The following is a 22,423-nucleotide window of genomic DNA, read 5'->3' as shown; positions in this document are numbered from 1 at the left end:
ACTATCAGGAACCCTGCCTGATAAATAGACCCGCCACGTCGGGCGGTGGCGATCTGGAAGGATCCCGGTATGCCCGCACCCGGTATGCCCGCGTCCCCGAGTACCGCCCGGGCCATCAACGACCGGCTCGCCCTGCGACTCCTGCAGGACGAGGGCCCGTTGACGGCAGGTCAGCTGAAGACCTTGACCGGCCTCTCCCGGCCGACGGTCGCCGACCTCGTCGAGCGGCTGCAGGGGTCGGGGCTGATCCATGTCGTCGGTGAGACGGGTGCGCAGCGCCGCGGCCCGAACGCGCGGTTGTACGGGATTATCGCCGACCGTGCACATCTGGCCGCGCTCGATGTGCGCACCCAGGGCGTCTCGGTCGTCGTCGCGGATCTGGTCGGCACGACCCTTGCCGAGGCGACCCTCCCGATCGGCCGCGACACCGGCACTGAACCGGCCGTGGAGCGGGCCGTCGCACTCCTGGAGCGCACCGCGCGCGAGGCCGGCGTGGCGCGGCTGCACAGTGTCGGCATCGGTGCGCCGGGGCTGATCGACCCCGTCACCGGTGAGCTCCGTGACTCCTCCGGACTGCCCGCCTGGCACCGCAGGCTCGTCGGCGCCCTGCAGGATCGTCTCCCCGCCACCGTGCTCGTGGAGAACGAGACCAATCTGGCGGCCGTCGCGGAACAGCGCCTCGGCGCCGCGCGCGACCTGGACGACTTCGTCCTGCTCTGGCTCGGTCAGGGGGTCGGCGCGGCGGTCGTCCTCGGCGGCGCGCTGCGCCGCGGGGCGTCGGGCGGCGCCGGTGAGATCGGTTTCCTTCCGGTCCCGGGCACCGGCGGCCTGCCGTCCGCCACCGGCTGCGACGCCGGCTTCCACGCGCTGGCGGGGGCGGTCGCGGTCCGTGAACTCGCCGCCCGGTACGGCATCGACGGCGACGCCGAAGAGGCGGTACGCGCTGCCGCGGCGAAGCCGGAACCGCGCGGCGCGCCCTTCCTGGACGCGCTCGCCGACCGCCTGGCAGTCGGTGCCGCCGCCGTGGCCGCCGTACTGGACCCGGGGTGCGTGGTCCTCGGCGGCGAGATCGGCCACGCCGGCGGCGCGGCCCTCGCCGCCCGGGTCGAGGCGCGTCTCGCCACGCTGTCACCCCTGCACACCGAGATCCGTACGGCGGCGCTGGGCGGCGAGGCGGTGCTACGAGGAGCCCTCCTCGCCGCCCGCGACGCGGCCCAGGCCGAACTCTTCGCCCCGGGCGCCTGAGGCCCGATCGCGGTACGGGCCGGCCATGCGCCGGGGGACCCGGCGGCGGCAAGGGCCGGTAACCGCCGCCGGGCGTTCTCGCAGGCCGGCACGCTCCGGGGTGCTCCTGGGGCACCCCGGTCCCCGGCGCCCCCAGGCTCCGTCGCTGCTGCTTCGCGTCACGGTCAACCGGACGCCGATTGAGCCGCGTTGGGCCACGACGGGGCCAGCACCGGCAGGCCGGATCCAGTGAGGTACGCAGAGAGTAAAAGGACTAGACCAGTGGGTCAATAGGCCTGGATCAACTGCGTGTGACCTATGCCCTGGAGCGTGCCCGGACCGCTCGACGGGGCCCCGGCGGGGCGCTGGGTCGTGTCCTCGAAGCCTCGTCCGCCCGGCGGCGCCTGGCCCGCCTTTCGGGTGGACGGCGCCGACCCGCACGCCGCCGTCCGAGACCTCACCCCCCCGCCGGGACGTGGATCACGGGCGCCCGGCGCCAAGCCCGTCCGGAGCGAGCTGCCGGGCGGCGAGTTCCCGGAGTGCCGGCCTCGTCGCTGTCAGTTGTGAGTCAGGACACAGCGATTCGCTCGCATGGCCCGCAATCAGGCGTGGCACACTGGCCCTGTATCAGCAGCAGCGCACTCCGGGGTCGGTGTAATTCCGAACCGGCGGTTACAGTCCGCGACCCGTCCGCATCCAGCGGCCGGTTGACCAGGTGAAATTCCTGGACCGACGGTGAAAGTCCGGATGGGAGGCAGTGCGCGGTGGGCGACCCTCGTGGTCCGTCGGCCGTCTGTGGCTGATCGTCCTTGCGGGAGATTCTCAAGGACGGTCGGTTCCGTCAGGCCCGGCGTTCCCGTGAGGTGTTGTTCCGCTTTCTCTGTCGTCATCGACAGCCCCGGAGTCCGTGCCCGAAGAGGCAGGAGGACCCGGTGGCCACCGCAGCCGACGCAGACGCGATGCGCCGAGCCATTGAGCTCGCCGCCCGCGGACTCGGCTCCACCAGCCCCAACCCGGTCGTCGGGTGCGTCATCACCGACGCGTCCGGACAGCGCGTGGGCGAGGGGTTCCACCAGCGCGCCGGCGGCCCGCACGCCGAGATCCACGCCCTCCGCGACGCGGGCGAGCGCGCCCGCGGCGGCACCGCGTACGTCACCCTCGAACCCTGCAACCACACCGGTCGCACCGGCCCCTGTGCGCAGGCGCTCGCCGACGCCGGGATCGCCCGGGTCGTGTACGCCGTCGCCGACCCGAACCCGCAGGCCACCGGCGGTGCCGGCACACTGCGCGCGGCCGGCGTCCAGGTCGGGTCCGGGCTCCTCACCGACGAGGCCGAAGCCGGCAACATCGCCTGGCTCACCTCTGTACGCCTGGGCCGTCCCTACGTCCTGTGGAAGTACGCCGCCACCCTCGACGGTCGTATCGCCGCCGCAGACGGCACCAGCCGCTGGATCAGCTCCCCCGAGTCCCGCGCCGACGTCCACCGGCTGCGTGCCGAGGCCGATGCCGTGATCGTCGGCTCCGGTACGGCGCGCGCCGACGACCCGCACCTCGCCGTGCGGGGTGTCGACGGCGCCGTACAGCCACTGCGCGTCGTCGTCGACACCGACGCCACCGCCGTCAAGCCCGGCGCCCGTGTCCTCGACGATGCCGCCCCGACCCTGATCGCGGTCGCCGAGGACGCGGAGAGCGACCTCCCGGATGTCCTGCGGCTGCCCAGGGACGGCCGTGGTCTGTCCGTCACCGCACTGCTGGACGCCCTGTACGAACGAGGCGTCCGCTCCGTACTCCTCGAAGGCGGACCGGCTCTCGCCGGGTCCTTCATCGCTGCGGGAGCCGTCGATCGAGTCGTCGGCTACCTCGCGCCCGTACTCCTCGGCGAGGGCCGCCCGGCCCTCGCCGACGCCGGAATCACCACCATCACCGAAGCGTTGCGGCTCGACGTGACCGAGACCGTCCGGATCGGCCCCGATCTTCGCATCACCGCGACCGTCCCCAAGGGAGCTTGAGTGTTCACCGGAATCGTCGAAGAGCTGGGTGAGGTCACCGCGGTCGAGGACCTCGGCGACGCCTCCCGCTTCCGCCTGCGCGGCCCTGTCGTCACCGACGGCGCGAAGCACGGAGACTCCATCGCCGTCAACGGCGTGTGCCTCACCGTCGTGGACACCGCCGACGGAGAGTTCACCGCCGACGTGATGGCCGAGACGCTGAACCGCTCCAGCCTCGGTGCGCTCGCCGCCGGCTCCCGCGTCAACCTGGAGCGGCCGATGGCCGTCGGCGGCCGGCTCGGCGGCCACATCGTCCAGGGACACGTCGACGGCACCGGCACCATCGTCGACCGCAAGCCGTCCGAGAACTGGGAGATCGTCAAGATCTCGCTCCCTGCGGACCTCACACGGTACGTCGTCGAGAAGGGCTCCATCACCGTCGACGGAGTGAGCCTCACCGTCGTCGACGCGGGCCCCGACTACTTCACCATCAGCCTGATCCCCACCACCCTCGCGCTGACCACGCTCGGCATCAAGCAGCCCGGCGACCCGGTCAACCTCGAGGTCGACGTCATTGCCAAGTACGTCGAGCGGCTGCTCGGCGCCGACGCCAAGGAGAGCGCGAAGTGAGCGCCCTGGACTGGCTGAACTCGGAGGCCTTCACCGCCTTCGGCCAGCACATCAAGTGGTCCGACATGATCGGCAACATCGTCGGCCTGACCGCGCTCGCACTCGGCTGGCGGCGCTCGATATGGACCTGGCCCGCCCAGTTCGCGTCCGGCGTCATCCTCTTCGCCGCGTTCGCCACGTCCCACCTGACGGGCAGCGCCGGCAAGCAGGTCGTCGTCATGGCCGTCGCGGCATGGGGCTACTGGCAGTGGACCCGCGGCCGGCAGCAGGCCCAGGACGGTTCGATCGCCGTCCGCTTCGCCACCTGGCGCGAGCGCGGGGTGATGGCCGGCGCGGCCGTCGTCGGCACCCTCGCCGTCGGCGGGCTGTTCACCGCGTACCCGTCGCTGTCCTGGGACCCTTGGCCCGACGCGTACATCTTCGTCGGCACGCTGGTCGCCATGTACGCCCAGGCACGCGGCATGGTCGAGTTCTGGTTCGCCTGGCTGCTCGTCGACCTGGTCGGCGTACCGCTCAACTTCGCCAACGGCTTCGCCTTCTCCGGCTTCGTCTACGTCATCTACGGCGCGCTCGTCCTGTGGGGCCTGCGCGACTGGTGGCTCCGGTCCCGCACCCCCGTTCTGGAAGGAGCAGCAGCATGAGTGCTCTGCCCACCTGGTACCCGACGGACAACGACGACACCGAGGGATTCGCCCTCGACCCCGTCGAGCAGGCCATCCGTGACATCGCCGCGGGCCGGCCCGTCGTGGTCGTCGACGACGAGGACCGTGAGAACGAGGGCGACCTCGTCATCGCCGCCGAGAAGGCCACGCCCGAGATCGTCGCCTTCATGATGAGCGAGTGCCGCGGGCTGATCTGCGCGCCCATGGAGAGCGACGAGCTGGAGCGACTTCAGCTGCCGCAGATGGTCGACCACAACACCGAGTCGATGAGCACGGCCTTCACCGTCTCCGTCGACGCCGCTCCCGTGTACGGCGTGACCACCGGCATCTCCGCCGCCGACCGGGCCACCACCCTCCAGCTGCTGGCGAGCGGTACCGCCGAGCCGACCGACTTCGTGCGCCCCGGCCATGTCTTCCCGCTGCGCGCCAAGCCCGGTGGTGTCCTCGTACGCAACGGCCACACCGAGGCCGCCGTCGACCTCGCCCGGCTCGCGGGGCTGCGCCCCGCCGGGGCGATCGTGGAGATCGCCGGCGAGGACGGCGTCATGCTGCGGCTGCCCGAGTTGATCCCGTTCGCCCGCAAGCACGGCCTTACGATCATCTCCATCGAAGACCTGATCGCCTACCGCCGCAGCTCCGAGCCGACCGTCCGCCGCGAGGCGGAGGTCAGCCTGCCCACCGCGCACGGCGCCTTCACGGCGTACGGCTACCGCTCCACCGTCGACGGAGTCGAGCATGTCGCCCTCGTCCACGGCGACATCGGAGACGGCGAGGACGTCCTCGTCCGCGTCCACTCCGAGTGCCTGACCGGGGACATCTTCCACTCGCTGCGCTGCGACTGCGGCCCCCAGCTGCAGGCCTCCATGGAGCGCATCACCGAGGCCGGGCGCGGAGTGGTCGTCTACCTCCGCGGCCACGAGGGCCGCGGCATCGGTCTGCTGTCCAAGCTGCGGGCCTACGAACTGCAGGAGCGCGGCCGCGACACGCTGGACGCCAACCTGGAGCTCGGCCTGCCCGCCGACGCCCGGGACTACGCCGCGGGCGCGCAGATCCTCGTCGACCTCGGCGTACGCAGCCTCCGGCTGATGACCAACAACCCCGACAAGATCAGCGCGCTGGTGCGGCACGGTCTGAAGGTCGAGGGCCGCGAGGCCATGCCGGTGCAGGCGGGCGAGCACAACCTGCGGTATCTGCGCACCAAGCGGGACCGGATGGGACACGATCTGCCCTGGCTCGACGCCGCCACCGCGTCGACCTGCGGCAACCAGTAAGACAGCAAGAAACGGAACGAGGAGAAACGTGAGCGGCAAGGGCGCACCCGAACTGTCCGTACGCAACTGCGGAGACCTCCGCGTGGCGGTCATCGCGGCCCAGTGGCACGAGAAGATCATGGACGGACTCGTCGACGGCGCCCTGCGCGCCCTGCACGAGCTCGGCATCGACGAGCCGACCCTGCTGCGGGTCCCCGGCAGCTTCGAGCTCCCCGTTGTCGCCAAGGTGCTGGCCGGCCGGGGCTATGACGCGATCGTCGCGCTGGGTGTCGTGATCCGTGGCGGTACCCCCCACTTCGAGTATGTGTGCCAGGGCGTCACCCAGGGCCTCACCCAGGTCTCCATCGACACGGGTGTCCCCGTCGGCTTCGGCGTACTGACCTGCGACACCGAGGAGCAGGCGCTCGACCGGGCCGGGCTGGAGGGCTCCAACGAGGACAAGGGGCACGAGGCGGTCACCGCCGCTGTGGCCACCGCGGCGACGCTGCGTTCAGTATCTGAACCCTGGCGCTGAGGAGAGGCCACTTCCGCGTAGGGTGGGACCACCATGTCCAAGAAGACTTTCGAGGAGCTCTTCGCCGAGCTCCAGCACAAGGCCGCCAACGGCGATCCCGCCACCTCCCGCACCGCCGAGCTGGTGGACAAGGGTGTCCATGCCATCGGCAAGAAGGTCGTCGAGGAGGCCGCCGAAGTGTGGATGGCCGCCGAGTACGAGGGCAAGGAAGCCGCAGCCGAGGAGATCTCGCAGCTGCTGTACCACGTCCAGGTGATGATGGTCGCCCGGGGGATCTCCCTTGACGACGTCTACGCCCACCTCTGACACGCATTCCTCTGAGCAAAAGCCTCAGACGGTTCCCACTCTCCGAGCGAAGGAAGCCCGCCCCATGCTGCGCATCGCCGTCCCCAACAAGGGTTCACTCTCCGGACCTGCGGGGGAGATGCTCCATGAGGCGGGCTACCTCCAGCGCAAGGACTCCAAGGAGCTTGTGCTCGTCGACCCGGAGAACGAGGTCGAGTTCTTCTATCTGCGCCCCCGCGACATCGCGATCTATGTCAGCTCGGGCCGCCTCGACATCGGCATCACCGGCCGCGATCTGCTCCTCGACTCCGGCGCGAACGCCGAGGAGATCCTCCAGCTCGGCTTCGCCCGCTCGACCTTCCGCTACGCCACCAAGCCCGGTACCGCCTCCGGCGTCGAGGACTTCGGCGGGCTGACGATCGCCACCTCGTACGAGGGCATCGTCGCCAAGCACCTCGCGGACAACGGCGTCGACGCCTCCGTCGTCCACCTCGACGGCGCCGTCGAGACCGCGATCGAGCTGGGCGTCGCCCAGGTCATCGCCGATGTCGTGGAGACCGGCACCAGCCTGCGCAACGCCGGACTCGGCGTCATCGGTGAGCCGATCCTCACCTCCGAGGCCGTCGTCATCCGCCGCACGGGTGCCAAGGCGGACGATCCCAAGGTGCAGCAGTTCCTGCGCCGCCTTCAGGGCGTCCTCGTGGCCCGGAGCTACGTGATGATGGACTACGACTGCCGCGTCGAGAACCTGGAGCAGGCCGTCGCCCTCACCCCGGGCCTCGAATCGCCGACCGTCTCCCCGCTGCACAACGAGGGCTGGGTCGCCGTCCGTGCGATGGTCCCCGCCAAGGAGGCGCAGCGGATCATGGACGACCTCTACGAGCTGGGCGCCCGCGCGATCCTGACCACGGCGATCCACGCCTGCCGTCTCTGAGGACCGGCACGGATCATGTCTGTGGAACAACAGGAGCTTCCCACCCTGCCGGTGACCTTCAGGCCGACCCGCACCCGGGCCGTCCTGCTGTCGGTCGGCACCGTGATGTTCGCCGTCATCACGGCCGTCGCGCTGGCGCTGGAGAAGCTCGGCCCGGGTGAACGGATCAGCTTCGTCTTCACCGCGTCGGTCTTCTTCGGCGTACTGGCCCTGCTCAGCCGTCCCAAGGTCGTCGCCGACGACCAGGGCGTCACCGTCGTCAATCTCACCCGCACCCGCCGGCTGGAGTGGGCGGAGATCCTCCGTGTCAACCTCCGACCGGGTGACCCCTGGGTGTTCCTCGATCTGAGTGACGGCACCAGCCTCCCGGTCCTCGGAATCCAGCCGGGAATCGCCCGTCAGCACGCGATCCGTGACGCACGGGCCCTGCGCGCCCTCGCCGAATCCAGGGGAACCGGCATGGACAACGGCTGAGCCCCTGCCCCGCGGGGCAGGCTCGTGATTACTCTTGAGGCGGAGGCGCCGAGTGCGCCTCCGCCTCACACCCGCGTGGCCACAGTGGCCCGTGAGGCCAACTGCGACCCGAGGAGTGACTCCCTCCAGCAATGGACGGATCGTCCGGTAGTACCTGCGCCGCCCCCTCCCAGGAGGCGGCGGCATGATCATCCCGCTACTGCTGCTCTGCGCGGCATTCCTTCTCATCCTCGCCAACGGGTTCTTCGTGGCCGCCGAGTTCGGCCTCGTCACCGTGGAGCGCGCTGACGCCGAGCGTGCCGCCGCCGAGGGCGACCGTCGTGCCAGGGGCGTCGTCCGAGCCCTGCGCGAGCTGTCGTTCCAGCTGTCGGGCACCCAGCTCGGCATCACCATCACTTCCCTCGTCGTCGGCATGCTCGCCGAGCCCGCGCTCGCACAGCTGCTCGACCCACCGCTCACCGCGGCGGGGATACCGGACGCGGCCGTCCCCGGCGTCGCCGTCGGGATCGGGATGCTCCTCGCCTCCGCCGTGCAGATGGTCATCGGCGAGCTCGTCCCGAAGAACTGGGCGGTCTCCAGGCCGTTGCAGGTCGCCCGGTTCGTGGCCGGCCCGCAGCACCGCTTCTCGACCGTCTTCCGGCCCGTGATCGCACTGCTCAACGCCGTCGCCAACCGGCTCGTCCGGGCGCTCGGCGTGGAGCCCAAGGAGGAGCTGGCCTCCGCCCGCACCCCCGGTGAACTGGTCTCCCTCGCCCGTCACTCGGCCCGCGCCGGGGCAATCGAACAGGACACGGCGGATCTGTTCGTACGAACCCTGTCGCTCGGGCATCTCACCGCCCAGCATGTGATGACCCCGCGCGTGAAGATGAGCGCCCTCCAGTCCGACGCGACCGCTGCGGACGTTCTCAACCTCACCCGCGCCACCGGACTCTCCCGCTTCCCCGTCTACCGGGACCGCATCGACGAGATCGTCGGCATGGTCCATCTGAAGGACGCACTGGCCGTCCAGGCACATCAGCGGCTGCGTACCCCGGTCGGCCGCATCGCCGTCCCGCCGCTGCTGGTGCCCGAGACCCTGCCCGTACGGCAGCTGCTGGAGCAGCTGCGCAGCGAACAGCCGATAGCTGTCGTCGTCGACGAGTACGGCGGCACGGCCGGCGTCGTCACCCTGGAGGACATCGTCGAGGAGCTCGTCGGCGAGGTCCGCGACGAGCACGACGCCGAAGGGGACGGCAGGCCCGAGCTGGCCCCGGCCGCTCCCGAGGACGGCAATCCGGCATGGGAGGCCGACGGCAGCTGCCGCGTCCTCACCCTGCGGCGGATAGGTCTCGACGTACCCGACGGGCCGTACGAGACCGTCGCCGGGCTGGTCGCCGATCTCCTCGGCCGGATCCCGGCGCCCGGCGACCGGGCCGACCTGCCCGGCTGGCGGCTCTCCGTACGGCAGGTGGACCGGTACCGGGCCGAGCGGGTCCGGCTCGTGCGGACCGCGGATGTGCAGGCCGCCGTGGAGGCCGTGCGATGAGCGTCCTCCAACTGCTGTTCGCGTTGCTGCTCGTGCTCGCCAACGGCTTCTTCGTCGGCGCGGAGTTCGCACTCGTGTCCGTACGCCGCAGCCAGATCGAACCGCTCGCGGCCGCGGGCTCCTCGCGGGCCCGCCAAGTGCTGCACGGGCTGGAGAACCTGCCGCAGATGATGGCCGCGGCGCAGTTCGGCATCACCGTCTGTTCGCTGACCCTCGGCGCGGTGGCGGAGCCGACCGTGGCGCATCTCCTGGAGCCGGTCTTCCACGCGGCGCATGTCCCCGAGAGCCTCATCCATCCGCTCGGCTACGTCATCGCCCTCGCCGTCGTCGTCTTCCTGCATCTCGTCATCGGCGAGATGCTCCCGAAGAACCTGGCGATGGCCGCCCCGGAGAAGACCTCCCTCTGGCTCAGCCCCGCGCTGGTCGGCTTCGCCCGGCTGTGCCGTCCGGTGACGGTGTCGCTCGGCGCCTGTGCCCGGCTGGTGCTCAGGCTGTTCCGCGTCGAGCCCAAGGACGAGGTGGAGGCGGTCTTCACCAGCGACCAGCTCGGCCGGCTGGTCGAGGACGCGGGCCAGGCGGGACTGCTGGAGCGGGAGGAGCAGGATCTGCTCGAAGACGCACTGGAGCTGGGCAGCCGCCCGGTGACGGACGTCCTCATCACCCGGTCGGCCCTGGTGACCGTGCCCCCGTCGGTGACGGCCCGGCAGATCGAGGAGCTCACCGTACGGACGGGCTACTCGCGCTTCCCGGTGTGCGGCGAGGGCAGCGGCCCCTTCATGGGCTATCTGCACGTCAAGGACGTCCTCGACATGGAGGACGACGACCGGGCCGTACCGCAGCACGTCTGGCGCCCCATGGCCACGCTGCGGGCCGAGCTGCCGCTGGACGACGCCCTCACCGTGATGCGCCGCGCCGCCACCCATCTGGCGCAGGTCGCGGACGCATCGGGCCGGGTGCTCGGACTGGTCGCCCTTGAGGACGTGCTGGAGATGCTGGTGGGCGAGGTGCGGGACCCTGCCCACCGCGCCCCGGCCCCGGCGCCCCGGCGCCCCGAGGGCACGGTGGGGGCTCACCCCCCGCTCAGCCCGTCCGGCGTCTGACGGCACAGACGCCGGCCCGCCGAACGGGCCGGCGCACCCGTCCCGCACGGGCGTACGGCGTCACGGCCCCGTAGGGTCCTGCGGGCCGCGGTCCACCGGACCGCGGCCCGACAGCACCTCCCCGTACGCCTGCATCAGGTCGGCGAGCCGCAGCGTCGCCAGATCCTCGCGGGTCGGAGTGCCGGCGTACCCCGACAGCCGCAGATCCCGGTACGCGCAGCTCTTCTCGTACAGCGTGCGCAGGAACCGCCCGTTGCCCAGCTCGTCGATCCAGCCCTGGTCGACCACATGGCCGCTGATCGACCGCAGCTCGTCCAGTGCCTCCTCGTCCCACAGGTCGCCGTTGCCCGCGGCGAGCACCTCGCCGATGGCGGTCAGTTCCAGCGGGCGGTACGACGGGAAGTCCACCCGTGTGGTGAAGCGGGAGGACAGCCCGGGGTTGGCGGCGAGGAGCCGGTCCATGCCCTCGGGATAGCCCGCGAGGATGACGACCAGATGGTCGCGGTTGTCCTCGGCGCGCTTCAGCAGCACCTGCAGCGCCTCGTCGCCGTAGGCGTCGCCCTTGCTGTAGCCGGAGTTGGAGAGGGAGTACGCCTCGTCCACGAACAGCACCCCGCCGAGGGCGGAGTCGATCAGTTCGTTCGCCTTCACGGCGGTCTGGCCGAGGAACTCACCGACCAGATCGGACCGCTGCGCCTCCACGAGATGGTCCCCGCCGAGCAGCCCGAGCGCGTAGAAGACCCGGCCGAGGATGCGGGCCACGGTGGTCTTGCCCGTGCCGGAGGGGCCGGAGAAGACGAAGTGGCGTTTCGGGGGCTGTACCGGCAGACCCTGCCCGGCCCGCAGCCGGGCCATGTTCAGCTGCGCGGAGAGAGCCTTCACCTGCCGCTTCACCGGCTCCAGGCCCACCATCCGCTCCAGTTCCGCGAGCGCATCGGCGAGCAGCACGGAATCCGTCGCGCCGGAGGGGAACTGCGTGGGCGCCGGCTGGGGCGGCAGGGCCGTCTTCTCCCGTACGCCGTCCGGCGGTCCGGCCGGTACCGCACCGCCGAGCTGGGTCTGCGGGTCTGCGCCGAGCCGCGGCTCGGGTACGAGCGGAGGCTCCGTCTCGGCCGACTGGGCGTCCGCCGCTTCCTGCCCGAAACCCGCGCCCGCCAGCGACACCGATGCCACACCGACCGACTCGTCGGTGCCGTCGATCCCGTCGTACTCGGCGATCGCCGCGAGCCGCGCGGAGGTGTCCATGAAGGCCGGATCGACCCGGTGCACCGCCCGGTACAGCGGCAGCGCGGCCGCGCTGCGCCCCGTGCCCTCATGGGCGCGCGCCAGCCAGTACCGCAGCTCCTTGCGCTGCGGCTGCTCGCTGCGACAGCGCATCAGCGCGGTGGACAGCAACGGCTCGGCCTGCCCGTACATCTCCAGCCGGACCCGCGCCATGCCGCCGAACAGCCCGGCCTCGATCCCGAGCAGCGGATCATGGACGAGCGGCTCGGTGTGCCGGACGAGCTGATCCCAGTCCTTGACCAGATACGCCCGGCAGGCGTGCAGAAACCGCACCTGAGGGTCGGCGTCGACGGGCGGCAGACCGGCGAGAGCCTGGTCGAGCTCGGGCACATGGCGGCCGTCGAGCCAGTGCGAGGCGTGCGCGAGCAATAGATCGCGCGGGCTCTCCAGCACCGGCTGGACCCACCAGCCCAGCCAGTACCAGGAGTTCAGCGTGCGCCGGTGGCGGGACCGCTGCTCGCCGAAGCGCTCCCGGTTGCGGAACATCCGCAGCAGGGCGGTGGTGGTGTCGACGCGCAGCGCGTGCAGGCCGAGCCAGCCGTCCGCCATCGCGGGGTCGAGCCGCACCGCGGTCCTGAATTCCTCTTCCGCCTGCGGGTACGCGCCCATGGTGTAGGCGTCCACGCCGCGCACCCAGGCGAGGTCGGCCGGGGCCAGCGCGCCCTGCGTGCCGATGTCCATCGGGTCCCCCACATACCGTGCCCCCGTGACCTCCCGCCGGGCGGGCGCCCGTCGGAGCGTGCTGAACCACCTTCTCGCGGACGGGAATTGACCGCACAGAGGTGCATCGTACCTGCGCAGGGGGCGGGTGATTAAGGGTGGCGCGAGGGCGGCGCGAGGCCGGGCGTGCGTCCCGCAGACGGTGACCCTGGGTGAGCGAGGGGTGCGGGAAAAGCGCTGAGGAAGCGCGATGAGGACAGAACGAAGCCCCCGATCACGGGGGAACAACCGGGGGCCTCGCGTCTCGGCAGCTCCGGAAAGCTGCACATTGAGAACGTAAGACCTGTATGGCCCCTCGGTCAAGCCGAGTTGAGGCACTCGGCGGGGTGGATTTCCGACTGCTCAGTACGGAGGGGAGAGCTGGTCACGTTCCGTGAGGAAGTGGTTCGCTCCCGCTGTCACGTGGGGCCCCGGAAGCCACCCGTATCCCTCGGGCCACTCGCGTACCAGCGTGTCGGCGTACGGCCGCGACGGGTCCTCGGCGAAATGGCGAGTCTCCGCCACGGTCCAGCCGTCCCAGAATCCGGAGAGCGCCGGCCCGTCGCGGTGGCGCCCGCGGATGCAGGACTCGCGCGGGCCCCGGTCCATCCAGAGGAGGCGGGCGAGATGGGGGCGCAGGGCCCGGCGGCCGGCGCCGACCCCCTCGATCAGGACGACCGGTGCGGCGGGCAGCGTACGGGGGTTCCCGAAGCGGCGCCGATGCCAGTCGTACGGTTCGTAGAGCGCGCTGTCGCCGCGGGACAGCGGGCCGATCACCTGGTCGAGCAGCCGGCCGGTCCATTCGAAGAGTTCGTCGTGCGTGGCCAGATCGTCGAGGCGGAGCACGGGCGCGCCGCCGAGCGCCCCGGCGAGCAGGGCGGCGAACGTGCTCTTTCCGGAGCCCGCGTGACCGTCGACCGCGATCAGCCGGACCGGGCCGCAGGACGGCGCCAGGCTGCGCAGTTCTGCGGCGGCGCTGTCGAGGGGGACGAGGGGGTTCATAGGGGCCACCCTAAGGGGCCGCCTCGGCGGGCGATCGCGGGCCGCCGCAGGTCACTCCACTGGTCGAGACCAATATTGGTGGGGCGGCACGAGGCGGATCGCTGGCAGAAGGCGCGCACGACCCGGGATAGTTGCCCAATCGCGCCCGAGACGTCCCGGAGGTCCCATGCCCAGACCTGCTTCGCGCAGAGCCGTACTGACCGCCGCACTGGCCGCCGCGGCCGGCGGGACCGCGCTCACCTCCGCCGCGCCCGCGGCCGCCGGCGCTCCGGCCCCCTCCACCCTGCAGCGCCCGCTCGTCGACAACCGCTTCTGGACGTCCCACACCGACTGGCGCGGCGGCGAACAGGACGGCACCCGCGCCGTTCCCGGCCGGCGGCCGGGCCTGGTGATCGCCGCACCCGCCGGGCGCACCGAGTACCCGGATCCGCACACCGGGACGACGAAGGCCTGGGAGTACGCGACCTGGACCTCGCCCGAGCATCGCGCCGGTGTTCCCGCGACCGAGGTCATCGCCTCCTGGAACGCCCGCACCCCGCCCGGCACGTGGCTGCAGACCGAGCTCTCCGGCACGTACTCGGACGGCACCAGGACCCCGTGGTTCGTCATGGGCCGCTGGGCGTCGGGCGACGGCGACATCCGGCGCACCTCCGTCGACGACCAGACCGACGGCAGGAGCACCATCTGGACCGACACCTTCTCGGTCGACGACCCGGCAAGCGGGCTGCGGCTGGCCTCCTACCGGCTGCGCCTCACGCTCCACCGCACACCCGGCACGGATCTCACCCCCACCGTCTGGCGGGTGGGAGCCATGGCCTCCGACATCCCCGACCGCTTCACCGTGCCCGCCTCCGCGCCACTGGTCGCCCGCGAGCTGGCGGTGCCGCGCTACTCGCAGAACACCCACGTCGGGCAGTACCCCGAGTACGACAACGGCGGCGAGGCCTGGTGCAGTCCCACCTCCTCGCAGATGATCATCGAGTACTGGGGCAGGAAGCCCACGGCCGAGGATCTCGCCTGGGTGAACCCCTCCTTCGCCGACCCGCAGATCTGCCACGCGGCCCGGAGCACGTTCGACTACCAGTACGACGGCTGCGGCAACTGGCCCTTCAACGCGGCCTACGCGGCCACGTACCAGGACATGAACGCCGTTGTGACCCGGCTGGAGTCGCTCGGTGACCTGGAGACGCTCGTACAGGCCGGGATCCCGGCCATAACGTCCCAGTCGTTCATCAAGGAGGAGCTGACCGGCGCCGGATACGGGACCTCGGGGCATCTGATGACCGTGGTCGGGTTCACCGCCGACGGCGATGTGATCGCCAACGATCCGGCGTCGCCGAGCAACGCGGCCGTCCGCCGGGTCTACCAGCGGGCGGAGTGGGAGAGGATCTGGCTGCGGACGAAGCGGTACAACGCGAGCGGGAAAGTGGTGTCCGGCACAGGGGGCGTGTGCTACCTGTACTGGCCGGAGCAGCCGACAGCCGCCCAGCGCAAGGCTCTTGCCGCCCTCGGCATCAGCTGACGCACGCGTTCCGGGCCTGCGGGCGGTGACCGGTGTCACTGCCCGCGGGCCGAGCGCCTGGCACTGTGGACCGGTATGCCAGCGGGGGGACGTCCACGACCACGACGACGACCGAGCGAGCAGCCATGACCGCGACCACCGCCACCGCCACCCGGGCCCGCACCGGGGGCCCCAAGGACGACGGCCCCAAGATCCTCGAACACATCCTGGGCTGGACCCTCGTGGTCGTCTTCGCGATGCTGGTCACCCAGGCCGGACTGCTGTGACGGACCGGAGCGCGGTGACCGACCCCGGACTCCGGTGACAGAGGGGGCGGCGAGCCGACCGGCTCCCCGCCCCCTTCGATCCCGGTGTTCCCGGATCAGCTGATCGACTTGATCAGCTCCCCGTTCGTCGTGTCACCGCTCAGCTCCCAGAAGAACGTGCCCCCCAGGCCCTGCTGGTTCTTGTACGTCATCTTCCCGGCGATCGTGGCGGGAGTGTCGTAGCTCCACCACTGTGTGCCGCAGTGCGCGTACGCGGTCCCCGCGACCGTCCCGTTGGCCGGGCACTTGGTCTTGAGCACCTTGTAGTCGTCGATGCCCTGCTCGTACGTGCCGGGGGCCGGCCCGGTCGCCGTGCCGCCCGGTGCCTTCTGTGTCACGCCCGTCCAGCCGCGCCCGTAGAAGCCGATGCCGAGCAGCAGCTTCGAGGAGGGGATCCCGAGGCCCTTGAGCTTCTTGATCGCCGCGTCGGAGTTGAAGCCCTGCTGCGGGATGCCCGGATACGAGGTGAGCGGGGAGTGCGGCGCGGTCGGGCCCTGGGCGGCCCAGGCGCCGAAGAAGTCGTACGTCATCGGGTTGTACCAGTCGACGTACTGCGTCGCGCCGGCGTAGTCCGTGGCGTCGATCTTCCCGCCGCTGCTCGCGTCGGCGGTGATCGCGGCGGTGACGAGGTTCGACGGGCCGAACTTCGCGCGCAGCGCCGACATCAGTTTCCGGAAGGCGTCCCGACCGCTGGTGTCGCAGGACAGACCGCAGGCGTTGGGGTACTCCCAGTCGATGTCGATGCCGTCGAAGACGTCCGCCCAGCGCGGGTCCTCGACCAGGCTGTGGCAGGACCGGGCGAAGGCCGCCGGGTTCTTCGCCGCCTCGGTGAAGCCGCCGGACCAGGTCCAGCCGCCGAACGACCAGATGACCTTCAGATTCGGGTGCAGCTTCTTCAGCTTGCGCAGCTGGTTGAAGCTGCCGCGCAGCGGCTGGTCCCAGGTGTCGGCCTTGCCGTCGACGCTCTGGTCGGCGGTGTACGCCTTGTCGTGGTCGGCGTACGCGTCACCGATCACGCACTTGCCGCCCGTGACGTTGCCGAAGGCGTAGTTGATGTGGGTGAGCTTGTTCGCGGAGCCGGACGTCTCGATGTTCTTGACGTGGTAATTGCGTCCGTAGACGCCCCAGTTGGTGAAGTAGCCGACCACCTTGGAGCCGGCCTTGGGCGCGACTGCGGTCGTGGGGGCGGCCGCGGGGGCGGCGGACGGCCCGGCCGGGCCGGTGGCGGTGGCCAGGTCCGCGCCGGCGAGCAGGCCCGCGCCGAGGACGGCCGTACAGACGGTGGCGATCAGTGCCCGGAACCGGGCGCGTGGGGGAGGGGATCCGAACATCGTGTCTCCTCGTGGGGGAGGGAGCGCGAGTGGGGAGGTACTGCAGGTCAGATATGACATGAACGGGTCATGTGCTGCAGGTAACAGTAGGAGGACTAGACCAGTGGGTCAATGGTTCGGACCAATTCCAGGGAAAGCTCAACGTAACCGGAGGGGGAGATTCCGCCCCGTGACGGACGACCGCCGATCGGGCATACTCAACCCGCCACAGCCGCTGGTCAGCCACTTCCGTGATCCGGGAGGGCAGCATCGGCGCATCAGGTGACATCCGGCGGCGCCGCCCAACCCTTCGCGCGCGACCGCCGCAGCGCCCGACAGGGAGGAAAGCGCCGCTATGCCCGACCGTGCCCCGCAGCCGGTGGACCGCACACTGCCCACCGAGGAATCCAGGGATCTCATCACCCTGGTCCGTGAGATCGTCCAGCGGGAGATCGCTCCCCGCGCGGCCGAGGAGGAGGACGCGGGTCGTTTTCCGCGCGAGACGTTCTCGCTGCTTTCCGAGTCAGGTCTGCTCGGCCTTCCCTACGACTCCGAGTACGGCGGCGGGGACCAGCCGTACGAGGTCTATCTGCAGGTACTCGAAGAGCTGGCCGCGGCCCGCCTCACCGTGGGACTCGGCGTCAGCGTGCACTCGCTCGCCTGCCATGCCCTGGCCAACTACGGCACCAAGGAGCAGCAGGCCGCGCACCTGCCCGCGATGCTGGGCGGCGGACTCCTCGGCGCGTACTGCCTGTCAGAGCCGTCCTCCGGGTCGGACGCCGCTTCGCTGCGTACGAAGGCCGTGCGCGACGGCGACGACTGGGTCATCACCGGCACCAAGGCCTGGATCACGCATGGCGGGGTCGCCGACTTCTACACCGTGCTCGCCCGCTCCGGCGGGGAAGGCGCCCGTGGCATCACGGCCTTCCTGGTGCCGGGTGACGCCGAGGGGCTGAGCGCCGCCGCGCCCGAGAAGAAGATGGGCATGAAGGGCTCGCCCACCGCCCAGCTGCACTTCGACGGTGTACGCGTCCCGGACTCCCGCCGGATCGGGGACGAGGGGCAGGGCTTCGCGATCGCGTTGTCGGCACTGGACTCGGGGCGACTCGGCATCGCCGCATGCGCCATCGGCGTCGCCCAGGCCGCGTTCGACGAGGCCCTCGCGTACGCCACGACCAGGCAGCAGTTCGGTCACCCCATCGCGGACTTCCAGGGTCTGCGCTTCATGCTCGCCGACATGGCGACGAAGATCGAGGCGGGGCGTGCGCTGTATCTGGCCGCCGCGCGGCTGCGGGACGCGGGCAGGCCGTTCTCCCAGCAGGCGGCCATGGCGAAGCTGTTCTGCACCGACGCCGCGATGCGGGTGACGACGGACGCCGTGCAGGTCCTGGGCGGGTACGGCTACACGGCGGACTTCCCCGTCGAGCGGCTGATGCGCGAGGCGAAGGTGCTGCAGATCGTCGAGGGCACCAATCAGATCCAGCGCATGGTCATCGCCCGTCACCTCGCTGGGCCAGAGTCCCGCTGACCCAGCCGGTCCGCCCGTTCCACACCGGCGCCGCCGTGAGTCTGTTCCACTCCTGGTCACGGCGGCCCGGAAGGGTGCGTCCCGCGCTCGCCCAGCGGCGCAGCAGGTCGCGGTAGATGGGCGGATCGGCCGAATGGGGAACCGATTCTTCTTGGCGTGGCATCGTCAGCCGGCGGCGGCCCGAGCCGCCCGGGGGGTACTGCGGGGTCATGCCCGTCCAAACGCCCGTCGGCCGCGCGGGGTCACCGCCGGTCCGATTCGGGCCCCTGTTCGCACCGTACCCATCGACGCGTCCGGGTGCGCGGATGACCTCGGCCGGGTCCCGCTCGTCTCCGGCGCGTCGAGCGGGCGGCCAGGCGTGCCATGGGACCGGCCGGCCGCCCTGGCCGGAACGAGCCGCCGGGCGTCGCCGCGGTGACACGAGTATGGCCCTCCAAAGGGTTTCTGACGTACCGTCATCTTCCCTTCGACCAGGAGGCCGCCGTGTCCCAGGACCGTCCCGTCGCGCTCGACGAGTACCCGATCCATCAGGCCCCGCTCTCGATGAAGCATGTCGTCACCGGCGACCGGAACGCCTACGACCGCTGCATCTTCCATGTGCTCGACCACCACGGCCGTGCCCTGCTCATCGCCGGGCTCGGGGTCTACCCCAACGCCGGCGTCATCGACGCGTACGCCACTCTCCGGATCGGCGACCGGCTGCACGCCGTGCGCGCCTCCGACGCGCTCGGTGACGACCGGATGCGCCTCGCCGTCGGGCCGCTGCGCATCACCGTCGAGGAGCCGCTGCGCCGGATCCGGCTGAGCTGCGAGGCCGATCCGGCGGACCCGGAGGCGCTCTCGTTCGACGTCGTGTGGCAGGCCGGCTTTCCCGCCGTCTGGGAACCCCACCATGTGCAGCGCCGCGGGGAGCGGCTCACGCTCGAAGGGCGGCGCTTCGTCCAGGCCGGTCACTGCACGGGCACCATCCGGGCCGCCGGCGAGGAGACAGCCGTCACGGCAGGGGAGTGGACCGGCACCCGCGACCGCAGCTGGGGAGTGCGGCCCATACCGGGGGAGGAAGCCGGCCGCGCGGCCGAGTTCCGCCCGGAGGGCTTCCACTGGCTCTGGATTCCCGTCCGCTTCGACGACCGGTTCCTGATGGTCATCGCCCAGGAGGACGCCGACGGCTACCGCACGCTCAACGAGGCGGTCCTCGTACGTGACGGCGAACGCGACGTACAACTCGGCTGGCCCCGGACCGACATCACCTACCGCCGCGGCACCCGCCACCCCGCACGCGCGGTCGTCCACCTCACCGACCCGGACCGTAAGCCCCTCGAGCTCGGCGTCGACGTCCTCTGCTCGTCCCCGCTCGCCGTCGGCGCCGGCTATCCGCCCGCCACCGACTGGCAGCACGGCACCTGGCAGGGCCGCGGCTGGACCGACCGGCGCAGTTACGACCTGTCCGACCCGGCCGCCCACCCCATGGCGGCCTTCGGCGTCACCGACCACGCCGCCCGCTTCACCCTCGAAGGCCGGACCGGCTACGGGATCTTCGAGCACGGCAGCTTCGGCCGCCACGACCCCAGCGGCTTCACCGGCTAGGTCCTGTCCGGGCGATCTTCGAGGATCAGGCCGCGGCGTCAGATGCATGGGGTCTCCCCAGGCCCGGAGGGCCGAGGGGACGCATCGCAAGGCGGTGGGGGCACCTCCCAGCGGTAGCTGGGGGAGATCGCCCTCGTACTGGACGTACTTGGGCGACTCCGACAACGCAGCGAGGTGCCCTAGCTGGCGTTGCGGCCCCGACAAGATCGCCCGGACAGGGCCTACGACTCCGTTGCCTGACCGGCGCCGTCCAGAGCCCGCCCAACCCGGGAGGAGCACCCCCATGGCCACCGCACCGCGCCCCCGCACCACCACCCGCGACCCGGGCGCGCTCGCGCTCCGGCTGACCGCCTGGCTCGGCACCCGGCTGCCCGGCGCGCAGGTCACCGGCGTGCGCGTCCCCGAGTCCAACGGTATGTCCAGCGAGACGCTGCTCTTCGACATCGACCACCCCGAACCGCCCCTGCGTGCCTGCGCGTTGCGCCTCGCCGCGGACCCCGACGCGTACACGGTCTTCCCCGTCTACGATCTTCGCCGGCAGTACGAGACGATGCGCGACGTCGCCCGGCACACCGACGTGCCTGTGCCGCGCGTGCTCTGGCTGGAGGAGGACCCGGCGCACCTGGGCGCGCCCTTCTTCGTCATGGAGCGGGTCGAGGGCCGCGTCCCGCCGGACGTCATGCCCTATACGTACGACGGGAATTGGCTGCACTCCGCGACCGACGCCGAGCGCGCCGCACTGGAGGAGTCCACGATCTCCCTCATCGCCCGTCTCCACGACCAGTATCCGGCCGAGGCCGCCGGGGGCAGCGCGCTGCGGCGCCATGTGGAGGCCCAACGCGACTACTACGCCTGGGTGGTGGACGGACTGCCGCGCTCACCGCTCATCGAGAGCGCCTTCGACTGGCTGGAGGCGCACTGGCCCGCCGACGAGGGCCCCGCCGTACTCAACTGGGGCGATGCCCGCATCGGCAACATCATCTACGACGGCTTCGAACCCGCCGCCGTACTCGACTGGGAGATGGCGGCACTCGCGCCGCGCGAGGTCGACCTCGGCTGGACGGTCTACCTGCACCGGTTCTTCCAGGACCTGACCGTCACCTTCGGGCAGCCGGGACTGCCGGACTTCCTGCGCCGGGACCGTATCGAGCGCCGCTACGCCCAACTGACCGGGCACACACCGCGCGACATGGAATTCCACACCCTCTACGCGGCCCTGCGGCACGCCGTCGTGATGCTGCGCGTGGCATACCGCCAGGTGCACTTCAAAGAGGTGGAGGTGCCGGAGAACCCGGACCGGATGATCCTGCACCACGACAGTCTCGCCGCCATGGTGCAGGGAACGTACTGGTAGGACCCGGCCGTTCGGAGCGGCTCAGGCCGCCCGTCGCATCGGGGGCACCTTGATGGGCTGCGAGCCCGGACCGCCGACGTGCGAGAAGGGCTGCGTCCGCCAGTCGAGCCCCTGAGGGAGCGTCAACAGCAGTGCGGTGTCCTGTTCCTGGACATCCAGCGATTCGTCGGCGGGGCGCGCGTCCGCGGCCGGCCGGCCCGTCCCCGCGCAGACCGAGAGCACGAACGGGTTCCACGGCGTGGGGCACAGCGCGTGCTCCGGCAGGCTGTCCTCGTCGGCGAGCAGCGCGATCGGCTGCGCGCAGTCCGGGCAGATCACCCGGTACATCTCGAATGTGTCGTAGAAGTCCTGCTCGTCGTCCTCCTGGGGACCGACGGAAGCCGTGCCCTCGACGGGCGCGGGTTCGGTATGTCCGGTGCGCTTCACAACCTGCATGGAGATTCTCCCCCTCGGGTGGGCCGACCAGGCGCTTACGGCCTCGACCACACCAAGCACTTCCCTGCGGGCTCCGAAGGTAACCGTGAGGTCTCGACGGACACGGCCCCAGGGCTGTGGCGTTCGTCACATGCCCGCCGCAGGTGCCCGTCCGGAGGGTGGCCGACTGTGCCGGAAGTGACCTGGGGCAATAGGTTGACCGCATGGAGGAGCTGGATCGTCAGATCGTCGAGTTGCTCGTCAAGGACGGGCGCATGAGCTACACCGACCTGGGCAAGGCCACCGGCCTGTCCACCTCGGCGGTGCATCAGCGCGTGCGACGGCTCGAGCAGCGCGGCGTCATCCGGGGATACGCCGCCGTCGTGGACCCCGAAGAGGTCGGCCTGCCTCTCACCGCGTTCATCTCGGTGAAACCCTTCGACCCCAGCGCCCCGGACGACATCGCCGAGCGGCTGTCCGGCGTGTCCGAGATCGAGGCCTGTCACAGCGTCGCCGGCGACGAGAACTACATCCTCAAGGTCCGTGTCGGCACTCCCCTGGAGCTGGAGGAACTGCTGAGCCAGATCCGCTCGCTGGCCGGTGTCTCGACGCGTACCACCGTGGTCCTCTCCACCCCGTACGAGGCGCGGCCGCCGCGTATCTAGTGCCCCTCCCGGCAAGCTCTGCCGGTCGCGGCACCAGGTCGTGTCCTTCAAAGTCCCGTCTGCCCGGCGACGCCTGGCACGCACTCCCCCGTAGCCCTTCGGGCACGGGAGGTGCCCCCAGCACCAGACGCCGCCGGGCCCGCCCT

General features: G+C 71.1%; 21 protein-coding genes and 1 riboswitch. Of the genes, 17 read left to right on the top strand and 4 right to left on the bottom strand.

Annotation, left to right across the window (positions count from 1 at the left end):
• Positions 1–84 precede the first annotated feature (84 nt).
• The 11 genes from ACZ6ZQ_RS30500 to ACZ6ZQ_RS30450 all read left to right on the top strand — a co-directional run bounded on the left by ACZ6ZQ_RS30500 (position 85) and on the right by ACZ6ZQ_RS30450 (position 10,607).
• Entirely contained in the window at positions 85–1,245 is a 1,161-nt protein-coding gene (locus ACZ6ZQ_RS30500; RefSeq protein ID WP_469771755.1) for an ROK family transcriptional regulator, read from the top strand.
• A 613-nt stretch (positions 1,246–1,858) separates the two neighbouring features.
• Positions 1,859–1,989: riboswitch (FMN riboswitch) on the top strand.
• A 167-nt stretch (positions 1,990–2,156) separates the two neighbouring features.
• The gene (ribD, locus tag ACZ6ZQ_RS30495) at positions 2,157–3,233 is read left to right on the top strand and encodes a bifunctional diaminohydroxyphosphoribosylaminopyrimidine deaminase/5-amino-6-(5-phosphoribosylamino)uracil reductase RibD (protein ID WP_469771739.1); all 1,077 of its coding nucleotides are present in this window, start codon (positions 2,157–2,159) and stop codon (positions 3,231–3,233) included.
• Entirely contained in the window at positions 3,234–3,842 is a 609-nt protein-coding gene (locus ACZ6ZQ_RS30490; RefSeq protein ID WP_469771738.1) for a riboflavin synthase, read from the top strand.
• A gap of 5 nt (positions 3,843–3,847) precedes the next feature.
• Positions 3,848–4,483: a nicotinamide mononucleotide transporter family protein gene (locus ACZ6ZQ_RS30485; RefSeq protein ID WP_469771754.1), complete on the top strand. Its 636-nt coding sequence runs from the start codon at positions 3,848–3,850 to the stop codon at positions 4,481–4,483.
• Complete coding sequence (locus ACZ6ZQ_RS30480; protein WP_469771737.1) at positions 4,480–5,775, top strand: bifunctional 3,4-dihydroxy-2-butanone-4-phosphate synthase/GTP cyclohydrolase II; 1,296 nt, start codon at positions 4,480–4,482, stop codon at positions 5,773–5,775. The genes ACZ6ZQ_RS30485 and ACZ6ZQ_RS30480 overlap by 4 nt, the downstream gene beginning before the upstream one ends.
• Positions 5,776–5,803: 28 nt before the next feature.
• The gene (gene ribH / locus ACZ6ZQ_RS30475) at positions 5,804–6,289 is read left to right on the top strand and encodes a 6,7-dimethyl-8-ribityllumazine synthase (RefSeq protein WP_469771736.1); all 486 of its coding nucleotides are present in this window, start codon (positions 5,804–5,806) and stop codon (positions 6,287–6,289) included.
• A gap of 33 nt (positions 6,290–6,322) precedes the next feature.
• A complete protein-coding gene (locus ACZ6ZQ_RS30470; protein ID WP_093658196.1) occupies positions 6,323–6,595 on the top strand; it encodes a phosphoribosyl-ATP diphosphatase in 273 nt (90 codons plus the stop codon).
• Between the two features lie 64 nt (positions 6,596–6,659).
• Positions 6,660–7,508 carry an ATP phosphoribosyltransferase gene (gene hisG, locus ACZ6ZQ_RS30465; protein WP_469771735.1) on the top strand — a complete coding sequence of 283 codons (849 nt, stop codon included), beginning with the start codon at positions 6,660–6,662 and terminating at the stop codon, positions 7,506–7,508.
• A 15-nt stretch (positions 7,509–7,523) separates the two neighbouring features.
• Positions 7,524–7,982 (top strand): PH domain-containing protein, encoded by a 459-nt coding sequence (locus ACZ6ZQ_RS30460; protein WP_469771734.1) that lies wholly within the window; start codon positions 7,524–7,526, stop codon positions 7,980–7,982.
• Between the two features lie 184 nt (positions 7,983–8,166).
• Positions 8,167–9,507 (top strand): hemolysin family protein, encoded by a 1,341-nt coding sequence (locus ACZ6ZQ_RS30455; protein WP_469771733.1) that lies wholly within the window; start codon positions 8,167–8,169, stop codon positions 9,505–9,507.
• Positions 9,504–10,607, top strand: a complete 1,104-nt coding sequence (locus ACZ6ZQ_RS30450) for a hemolysin family protein (protein ID WP_469771732.1) — start codon at positions 9,504–9,506, stop codon at positions 10,605–10,607. The genes ACZ6ZQ_RS30455 and ACZ6ZQ_RS30450 overlap by 4 nt, the downstream gene beginning before the upstream one ends.
• A 60-nt stretch (positions 10,608–10,667) precedes the next feature.
• Here the strand turns inward: ACZ6ZQ_RS30450 and ACZ6ZQ_RS30445 are convergent, their stop codons facing one another.
• Together ACZ6ZQ_RS30445 and ACZ6ZQ_RS30440 are read right to left on the bottom strand one after the other, a co-directional pair.
• A complete protein-coding gene (locus ACZ6ZQ_RS30445; RefSeq protein WP_469771731.1) occupies positions 10,668–12,572 on the bottom strand; it encodes an AAA family ATPase in 1,905 nt (634 codons plus the stop codon).
• Between the two features lie 381 nt (positions 12,573–12,953).
• A complete protein-coding gene (locus ACZ6ZQ_RS30440) occupies positions 12,954–13,592 on the bottom strand; it encodes a uridine kinase family protein (RefSeq protein ID WP_469771730.1) in 639 nt (212 codons plus the stop codon).
• 166 nt (positions 13,593–13,758) lie between these two features.
• Between ACZ6ZQ_RS30440 and ACZ6ZQ_RS30435 the strand changes: the two genes are divergently transcribed.
• Both ACZ6ZQ_RS30435 and ACZ6ZQ_RS30430 read left to right on the top strand, forming a co-directional pair.
• Complete coding sequence (locus tag ACZ6ZQ_RS30435) at positions 13,759–15,114, top strand: peptidase C39 family protein (protein ID WP_469771729.1); 1,356 nt, start codon at positions 13,759–13,761, stop codon at positions 15,112–15,114.
• Positions 15,115–15,239: 125 nt separating this feature from the next.
• Positions 15,240–15,380 (top strand): SCO1431 family membrane protein, encoded by a 141-nt coding sequence (locus ACZ6ZQ_RS30430; protein ID WP_453667182.1) that lies wholly within the window; start codon positions 15,240–15,242, stop codon positions 15,378–15,380.
• 95 nt (positions 15,381–15,475) lie between these two features.
• Here the strand turns inward: ACZ6ZQ_RS30430 and ACZ6ZQ_RS30425 are convergent, their stop codons facing one another.
• A complete protein-coding gene (locus tag ACZ6ZQ_RS30425) occupies positions 15,476–16,750 on the bottom strand; it encodes a glycoside hydrolase family 18 protein (protein WP_469771728.1) in 1,275 nt (424 codons plus the stop codon).
• Between the two features lie 334 nt (positions 16,751–17,084).
• On the opposite strand from ACZ6ZQ_RS30425, the gene ACZ6ZQ_RS30420 reads away from it, so the two are divergent.
• The 3 genes from ACZ6ZQ_RS30420 to ACZ6ZQ_RS30410 all read left to right on the top strand — a co-directional run bounded on the left by ACZ6ZQ_RS30420 (position 17,085) and on the right by ACZ6ZQ_RS30410 (position 21,198).
• On the top strand, positions 17,085–18,257 hold the full coding sequence (locus ACZ6ZQ_RS30420) for an acyl-CoA dehydrogenase family protein (RefSeq protein ID WP_469771727.1): 1,173 nt from the start codon (positions 17,085–17,087) through the stop codon (positions 18,255–18,257).
• Between the two features lie 483 nt (positions 18,258–18,740).
• Complete coding sequence (locus ACZ6ZQ_RS30415) at positions 18,741–19,844, top strand: Rv3169 family protein (protein ID WP_469771726.1); 1,104 nt, start codon at positions 18,741–18,743, stop codon at positions 19,842–19,844.
• 283 nt (positions 19,845–20,127) lie between these two features.
• A complete protein-coding gene (locus ACZ6ZQ_RS30410; protein WP_469771725.1) occupies positions 20,128–21,198 on the top strand; it encodes a phosphotransferase family protein in 1,071 nt (356 codons plus the stop codon).
• A 21-nt stretch (positions 21,199–21,219) separates the two neighbouring features.
• Here the strand turns inward: ACZ6ZQ_RS30410 and ACZ6ZQ_RS30405 are convergent, their stop codons facing one another.
• Positions 21,220–21,633 carry a hypothetical protein gene (locus ACZ6ZQ_RS30405; protein ID WP_469771724.1) on the bottom strand — a complete coding sequence of 138 codons (414 nt, stop codon included), beginning with the start codon at positions 21,631–21,633 and terminating at the stop codon, positions 21,220–21,222.
• A 203-nt stretch (positions 21,634–21,836) separates the two neighbouring features.
• Between ACZ6ZQ_RS30405 and ACZ6ZQ_RS30400 the strand changes: the two genes are divergently transcribed.
• On the top strand, positions 21,837–22,277 hold the full coding sequence (locus ACZ6ZQ_RS30400; protein WP_453661929.1) for an Lrp/AsnC family transcriptional regulator: 441 nt from the start codon (positions 21,837–21,839) through the stop codon (positions 22,275–22,277).
• The last annotated feature ends 146 nt before the right edge of the window (positions 22,278–22,423 follow it).

It is taken from the genome of Streptomyces sp. NPDC053673 (assembly GCF_055585225.1).
The sequence above is the reverse complement of the archived record's forward strand: the minus strand, read 5'-3'. Positions and strand labels throughout refer to the sequence as shown.

Excerpts from the sequence above, each read along its gene's own strand:
- ACZ6ZQ_RS30405 (WP_469771724.1), bottom strand. The coding sequence starts at position 21,633 with ATGCAGGTTGTGAAGCGCACCGGACATACCGAACCCGCGCCCGTCGAG.
- hisG (WP_469771735.1), top strand. The coding sequence starts at position 6,660 with ATGCTGCGCATCGCCGTCCCCAACAAGGGTTCACTCTCCGGACCTGCG.
- ACZ6ZQ_RS30410 (WP_469771725.1), top strand. The coding sequence starts at position 20,128 with ATGGCCACCGCACCGCGCCCCCGCACCACCACCCGCGACCCGGGCGCG.
- ACZ6ZQ_RS30455 (WP_469771733.1), top strand. The coding sequence starts at position 8,167 with ATGATCATCCCGCTACTGCTGCTCTGCGCGGCATTCCTTCTCATCCTC.
- ACZ6ZQ_RS30445 (WP_469771731.1), bottom strand. The coding sequence starts at position 12,572 with ATGGACATCGGCACGCAGGGCGCGCTGGCCCCGGCCGACCTCGCCTGG.
- ACZ6ZQ_RS30430 (WP_453667182.1), top strand. The coding sequence starts at position 15,240 with ATGACCGCGACCACCGCCACCGCCACCCGGGCCCGCACCGGGGGCCCC.
- ACZ6ZQ_RS30435 (WP_469771729.1), top strand. The coding sequence starts at position 13,759 with ATGCCCAGACCTGCTTCGCGCAGAGCCGTACTGACCGCCGCACTGGCC.
- ACZ6ZQ_RS30480 (WP_469771737.1), top strand. The coding sequence starts at position 4,480 with ATGAGTGCTCTGCCCACCTGGTACCCGACGGACAACGACGACACCGAG.
- ACZ6ZQ_RS30440 (WP_469771730.1), bottom strand. The coding sequence starts at position 13,592 with ATGAACCCCCTCGTCCCCCTCGACAGCGCCGCCGCAGAACTGCGCAGC.
- ACZ6ZQ_RS30425 (WP_469771728.1), bottom strand. The coding sequence starts at position 16,750 with ATGTTCGGATCCCCTCCCCCACGCGCCCGGTTCCGGGCACTGATCGCC.
- ACZ6ZQ_RS30500 (WP_469771755.1), top strand. The coding sequence starts at position 85 with ATGCCCGCGTCCCCGAGTACCGCCCGGGCCATCAACGACCGGCTCGCC.
- ACZ6ZQ_RS30460 (WP_469771734.1), top strand. The coding sequence starts at position 7,524 with ATGTCTGTGGAACAACAGGAGCTTCCCACCCTGCCGGTGACCTTCAGG.
- ACZ6ZQ_RS30420 (WP_469771727.1), top strand. The coding sequence starts at position 17,085 with ATGCCCGACCGTGCCCCGCAGCCGGTGGACCGCACACTGCCCACCGAG.
- ACZ6ZQ_RS30400 (WP_453661929.1), top strand. The coding sequence starts at position 21,837 with ATGGAGGAGCTGGATCGTCAGATCGTCGAGTTGCTCGTCAAGGACGGG.
- ACZ6ZQ_RS30470 (WP_093658196.1), top strand. The coding sequence starts at position 6,323 with ATGTCCAAGAAGACTTTCGAGGAGCTCTTCGCCGAGCTCCAGCACAAG.
- ACZ6ZQ_RS30450 (WP_469771732.1), top strand. The coding sequence starts at position 9,504 with ATGAGCGTCCTCCAACTGCTGTTCGCGTTGCTGCTCGTGCTCGCCAAC.